At 51.9% G+C, this 6487-nt stretch carries 4 protein-coding genes and 1 tRNA gene; all 5 read left to right on the plus strand.

Annotation, left to right across the window (positions count from 1 at the left end; translation table 11 throughout):
• The first annotated feature begins 144 nt into the window (after positions 1-144).
• The 5 genes from IM290_RS06515 to dppA all read left to right on the plus strand — a co-directional run bounded on the left by IM290_RS06515 (position 145) and on the right by dppA (position 6458).
• The gene (locus IM290_RS06515; RefSeq protein ID WP_015569983.1) at positions 145-687 is read left to right on the plus strand and encodes a hypothetical protein; all 543 of its coding nucleotides are present in this window, start codon (positions 145-147) and stop codon (positions 685-687) included.
• A gap of 238 nt (positions 688-925) precedes the next feature.
• Positions 926-2128, plus strand: a complete 1203-nt coding sequence (locus IM290_RS06520; RefSeq protein ID WP_193042235.1) for an MFS transporter — start codon at positions 926-928, stop codon at positions 2126-2128.
• Between the two features lie 238 nt (positions 2129-2366).
• Positions 2367-4061: a kdo(2)-lipid A phosphoethanolamine 7''-transferase gene (gene eptB, locus IM290_RS06525; RefSeq protein WP_193042234.1), complete on the plus strand. Its 1695-nt coding sequence runs from the start codon at positions 2367-2369 to the stop codon at positions 4059-4061.
• Between the two features lie 91 nt (positions 4062-4152).
• Positions 4153-4229 (plus strand) — tRNA-Pro (locus tag IM290_RS06530).
• Positions 4230-4850: 621 nt separating this feature from the next.
• A complete protein-coding gene (gene dppA / locus IM290_RS06535; protein WP_193042233.1) occupies positions 4851-6458 on the plus strand; it encodes a dipeptide ABC transporter periplasmic-binding protein DppA in 1608 nt (535 codons plus the stop codon).
• Positions 6459-6487 lie beyond the last annotated feature (29 nt).

Here is a 6487-nt window from a genome sequence, read left to right on the forward strand (position 1 = left end):
GGATACGGTAAACGCAAAAATTTCAATCTGCCCGGCTTGACGTGTCTGCTAAAGAGACAATAGTTAATACAGGGCTATACGCCCTAATACCTCTTCGAACAATGACATATATCGCCGAACTCGGCTCTTTCTGGAGTCGCTTTGATGATGATAAAAAAAATCAGTGGTCGCCATGCTGCTTCTGGCCTGGTGGGTGTTTCAGTCTGCCTGCTTTTTTGTAACACCGCTTTTGCGTGGCAACAGGAATATATCGTTTCAGATGCTCAAAGTAATACGATGGAACGCTATACATGGGACGCCGATCACCAACCTCGTTATGAAGATATTCTCGCGGAGCGTATTAACCGCACGCAGAATGCTGCGGGGTTTACCCTGAACGACCCATCCGGTTCAGATGCGGAAACCGTTCTGAGCGTTGGCTGGAATTTTCCCGTGGCGGGACATTTCACCACCGGGCCCGTAATGGCGTGGCGCACTGATGGCGCTCCCTCCGCACCAGTGAATGCGTTTGAGGATACAACCACCACGCAGTCGCTTACCGATCCACTCTGGCATGCCAGCGTGAACTCATTGGGGTGGCGTGTCGATACGCAGTATGGTGATTTACACCCCTGGGCGAAGATCAGCTATAACCAGCAAACTGAAGAAGAATATTTATATACGCTGGGATTGAGCGCCAAATTTTAAAGGGTTGTCACTTTTTTAAACGCTGCGGTAACATATTTAATACAATAACGGCAGGGACTGTAGCGATAGTGATCGCTCACCTTTGAGCTTTTTCTTCTCCGGCAAGGTCATTCATTCCCGCTTCCAGGCATTTCATTCCGTTTCTCCTGCATTTCATGCCGTTTTACCCCTGGTGTTATGGGGTTTTGTTTATCGTGTCCTCAGCGAATTTCCTTAATTTATCTTGCAGGACACTGCCATGAACACATCAACTTATAACCGCACGCGTTGGCTGACGCTATTCGGCACCATCGTTACCCAGTTCGCACTGGGATCGGTCTATACCTGGAGCCTGTTTAACAGCGCCCTGTCTGATAAGATCGGCGCGCCGATAAGCCAGGTGGCGTTCTCCTTCGGCTTGCTGAGTCTTGGGTTAGCAATTTCCTCTTCCGTGGCGGGCAAACTTCAGGAGCGCTTCGGCGTGAAGCGTGTAACCATGGCCTCCGGGATCTTGCTGGGCGTGGGCTTCTTCCTGACGGCATATTCCGACAACCTGATGATGCTGTGGCTGAGCGCCGGGGTGCTGGTGGGGCTGGCGGACGGCGCAGGTTACCTGCTGACGCTGTCTAACTGCGTGAAGTGGTTCCCGGAGCGTAAAGGGCTTATCTCCGCGTTTGCCATTGGTTCATATGGCCTGGGCAGCCTCGGCTTCAAATTCATCGATGCGCATCTGCTGGCCTCGGTGGGGCTTGAGAAAACCTTTATGATCTGGGGCGTGATTGTGCTGGTGATGATCCTCTTCGGCGCAACGCTGATGAAAGACGCGCCGCAGCAGGAAGTGAAAACCGTTAACGGTGTGGTGGAGAATGATTTCACCCTTGCACAGTCCATGCGTAAACCGCAGTACTGGATGCTGGCGGTGATGTTTCTGACGGCCTGCATGAGCGGGCTGTATGTCATTGGCGTGGCGAAAGATATTGCGCAGGGAATGGTGAAGCTGGACGCGGCGACGGCGGCGAACGCGGTAACGGTCATCTCCATCGCTAACCTCTCGGGTCGTCTGGTACTGGGTATCTTGTCTGACAAAATCGCCCGGATCCGCGTGATTACGCTGGGGCAGGTGATCTCCCTGGTGGGGATGGCGGCGCTGCTGTTCGCTCCGCTGAACGAAGCGACATTCTTTGCGGCGATAGCCTGCGTAGCCTTTAACTTTGGCGGCACCATTACCGTCTTCCCGTCGCTGGTGAGCGAGTTCTTCGGCCTGAACAATCTGGCGAAAAACTACGGTGTGATTTATCTCGGCTTCGGTATCGGCAGTATTTGCGGATCGCTGATTGCCTCGCTGTTTGGTGGCTTCTACGCGACATTCTGCGTGATATTTGCCTTGCTGATTATTTCGCTGGCGCTGTCCACCACGATTCGTCAGCCGCAGCGCGAGGTCTATAAAGAAGCGCATGCATAATTCGATAAAAAGGGGCCGCAGGGCCTCTTTTTTTATCGCCATATCACTTCCGGACTTGTTATTTTGTAAAAATTTTCATCGATTCACATTCTCTGCTGCCACTTTTCTTCCTCGCTGTGGTCTACTTATCGCGCTTGTAGACGTTTCTGATAACGGTTTACCTCGCACCTACTTACTCTGTCTGCTTTCTCAATGAGATTCGGCGGGTCTTTATACCCCTTCCCCCAGGGTTGTTTGCATGAAATATATCAGGTCTCTTACCCAGCAAAGGTTGTGTCTGATGCTGGCTGTCTATATCGGTTTGTTTCTGAATGGCGCGGTGCTGTTCAGAAGAGTGGAAGGTTATTTTGAACACCTCACCGTAAGAAACGGGATTTTCGCCGCGATTGAAGTGTTTGGCTCAATTCTGGCAACCTTCTTCCTGCTACGTCTGCTCTCGCTTTTTGGCAGACGTACATGGCAGGTTCTGGCCTCGCTGGTGGTGATTATCTCTGCCGCCGCAAGCTATTACATGACATTCATGAATGTGGTCATTGGCTACGGTATTGTGGCCTCGGTGATGACCACGGACATCGATCTCTCGAAAGAGGTGGTGGGACAAGGGTTCATCGTGTGGACGATTTTGACCTGCCTGATCCCGCTCTTCTTTATCTGGAGTAATACCTGTCGCTATACCCTGTTACGCCAGCTGCGTACCCGTGGGCAACGCATCCGCAACGTCGCCGTCGTTCTTCTGGCGGGTCTGCTGGTATGGGCGCCTATTCGCCTGATGGAAAAACAGCAAAAACGGATCGAAAAAGCGACAGGCGTAGATATGCCAAGCTACGGCGGCGTGGTGGCTAACTCGTATCTGCCGTCTAACTGGCTGTCGGCGTTAGGTCTTTATGCCTGGGCTCAGGCGGACGAATCCAGCGATGTGAAATCGCTGATTAACCCGACCAAAAAGTTCACCTACCAGGCTCCGGCTGAAGGGCTGGATGATACTTACGTGGTCTTCGTTATCGGCGAAACGACGCGCTGGGATCATATGGGTATTCTCGGTTATGACCGCGATACCACCCCGAAACTGGCGCAGGAAAAGAATCTTGTAGCTTACCGCGGCTACTCCTGCGATACCGCCACGAAGCTCTCGTTGCGCTGTATGTTTGTTCGTGAGGGCGGTGCGAGTGATAATCCTCAGCGCACTCTCAAAGAGCAAAACGTGTTTGCTGTTCTGAAGCAGCTTGGATTTAGCTCCGATCTGTTCGCCATGCAAAGTGAGATGTGGTTCTACACCAACACCATGGCGGATAACATCGCCTACCGCGAGCAGATTGGCGCCGAGCCGCGTAACCGTGGAAAGAACGTTGATGACATGCTGCTGCTCTCTGAGATGGAACAGTCGCTGAAAAACCATCCGCAGGGTAAGCACCTTATTGTTCTGCATACCAAAGGGTCACACTACAGCTACTATCAGCGTTACACGCGCGATTTCGCCAAATGGACGCCTGAGTGCGTCGGCATTAACAAGAACTGTAGCAAGCAGGAGCTGATCAATGCCTACGATAACTCGATTCTGTATGTGGATACCTTCCTCAGCCGGGTGATCGACCAGCTTCGTGATAAGAAAGCGATTGTGATTTACGCGGCCGACCACGGCGAGTCCATCAACGAGAAAGAGCATTTACACGGCACGCCGCGTAAGCTGGCCCCGCCTGAGCAGTTCCGCGTGCCGATGATCATGTGGATGTCGGATAAGTACCTGGAAAACCCGGACAAAGCCAAAATGTTTGCCCATCTGAAACAGCAGGCAGAGATCAAGGTACCGCGCCGTCACGTTGAGCTGTACGACACCATTATGGGTTGTCTCGGCTATACCTCACCGAACGGTGGGATTAACGAAAACAACAACTGGTGTAAACTCCCTGATAACACCACAAAAGCCGCGCAGTAGCTGGTCTGGCGAGAATATCGCCAGTTGAATGGCTTTTTGAAAATAAGGGATTGACGGGGGCGCACCTCAGCAGTAAGATGCGCTCCGCATTCGGCGAGTAGCGCAGCTTGGTAGCGCAACTGGTTTGGGACCAGTGGGTCGGAGGTTCGAATCCTCTCTCGCCGACCACATTCTAAAAAGGGCTAACCGCAAGGTTAGCCCTTTTTGCATTAACGCGTTACCCCGCACGAGTCCTCAAAATACCCCTTAGCCCTGCTTCCCCCTGCCTGCTTGCGGTTTTGTGACATAATCCATTGTATTTTTTTATATATAGTTTGATCTTTTTTCGCGTTGCTTATGGATAACCTCAGCATTTTTCGCTGTGCGTTTTAACGTTCGCGGTATTTAGTGCTCAGATAATCACCATTCTGTAAGAAAATTTACCCATTCTGAATAAAACTTAATCACTGAGTGTTGCGAAATATGAAGATAATTGTGCTGCATCATGGCGAGTAGCATAAATTTCTCTGCTGAAAACTCACGGTCAGGGTTTTTTTAATCTTTGTTTGCGGTTTCTCACACTCCACGTAAATCCCCGCCACCTGTATTGACGTTTTCACATTCTGTTGACAGATTGTAGGGCACGAGGGGCATTTCAGGGAGGATCTGCGCTGCAACTCAAACGCTCTTCTGAAAGGATTCTCTATCCCTTTTAACGCCTTCGGGCATCACCGACCGGACCGGGTAAAAAATAAATAAAGGTCAGGCGGCGTAACACAACAAAGCAAAACATCACATTGGAGCACAATAATGAGTATTTCCTTGAAGAAGTCAGGGATGCTGAAGCTTGGTCTGAGCCTGGTGGCCATGACCGTGGCAGCAAGCGTACAGGCAAAAACCCTGGTTTACTGTTCTGAAGGCTCTCCGGAAGGCTTTAACCCACAGCTCTTTACCTCTGGTACGACTTACGACGCAAGCTCTGTACCGATCTATAACCGTCTGGTTGAATTTAAAACCGGCACCACGGAAGTAATTCCTGGCCTGGCTGAAAAGTGGGATATCAGCGAAGACGGTAAAACCTATACCTTCCACCTGCGCCAGGGCGTGAAGTGGCAGGACAGCAAAGAATTTAAACCTACGCGCGACTTTAACGCCGACGACGTTGTGTTCTCCTTCGACCGTCAGAAAAATGCCCAGAACCCGTACCATAAAGTGTCTGGCGGCAGCTATGAATACTTCGAAGGGATGGGTCTGCCAGACCTGATCGCTGAAGTGAAAAAAGTGGACGATAAAACCGTTCAGTTTGTGCTGACGCGTCCGGAAGCGCCATTCCTGGCTGACCTGGCGATGGACTTCGCCTCGATTCTCTCTAAAGAGTACGCTGACAACATGCTGAAAGCCGGCAAGCCGGAAAAAGTGGACCTGAACCCAATCGGTACCGGCCCGTTCCAGCTGCTTCAGTACCAGAAAGATTCCCGTATTCTGTATAAAGCCTTCCCGGGCTACTGGGGCACCAAGCCGCAGATCGACCGTCTGGTCTTCTCCATCACGCCTGACGCATCCGTGCGTTACGCAAAATTGCAGAAAAACGAATGTCAGGTGATGCCGTATCCAAACCCGGCTGACATCGCGCGCATGAAGCAGGACAAAAATATCAACCTGCTGGAGCAGGCGGGCCTGAACGTGGGTTATCTCTCCTTCAACACCGAGAAGAAACCGTTCGATGACGTGAAAGTGCGTCAGGCGCTGACTTACGCGGTGAACAAAGAAGCGATCATCAAAGCCGTTTACCAGGGCGCGGGCGTTGCGGCCAAGAACCTGATCCCACCAACCATGTGGGGTTATAACGACGACATTAAGGACTACACCTACGATCCTGAGAAAGCGAAAGCGCTGCTGAAAGAAGCGGGCCAGGACAAAGGCTTCACCGTCGAGCTGTGGGCGATGCCGGTACAGCGTCCTTACAACCCGAACGCACGTCGTATGGCGGAAATGGTTCAGGCTGACTGGGCGAAGATTGGCGTACAGGCCAAAATTGTGACCTACGAGTGGGGCGAGTACCTGAAGCGCGCTAAAGCGGGCGAACACCAGGCGGTCATGATGGGCTGGACCGGCGACAACGGGGATCCGGACAACTTCTTCGCGACCCTGTTCAGCTGTGCGGCAGCGAAAGACGGTTCCAACTACTCTCGCTGGTGCTACAAGCCGTTTGAAGATCTGATCCAGCCGGCGCGCGCGACCGACGATCACAACAAACGTATCGAACTGTACAAGCAAGCTCAGGTTGTCATGCACGATCAGGCTCCGGCGCTGATTGTTGCTCACTCCACCGTGTACGAGCCAGTGCGTAAAGAAGTGAAGGGCTACGTGGTTGATCCACTGGGCAAACACCACTTCGAAAACGTGTCTGTTGAATAATAAGTAGGGTGTTCTCCCTCTCCCTGTGG

It is taken from the genome of Enterobacter cloacae complex sp. S1 (assembly GCF_014930525.1).
Classification (GTDB): domain Bacteria; phylum Pseudomonadota; class Gammaproteobacteria; order Enterobacterales; family Enterobacteriaceae; genus Enterobacter; species Enterobacter hormaechei_C.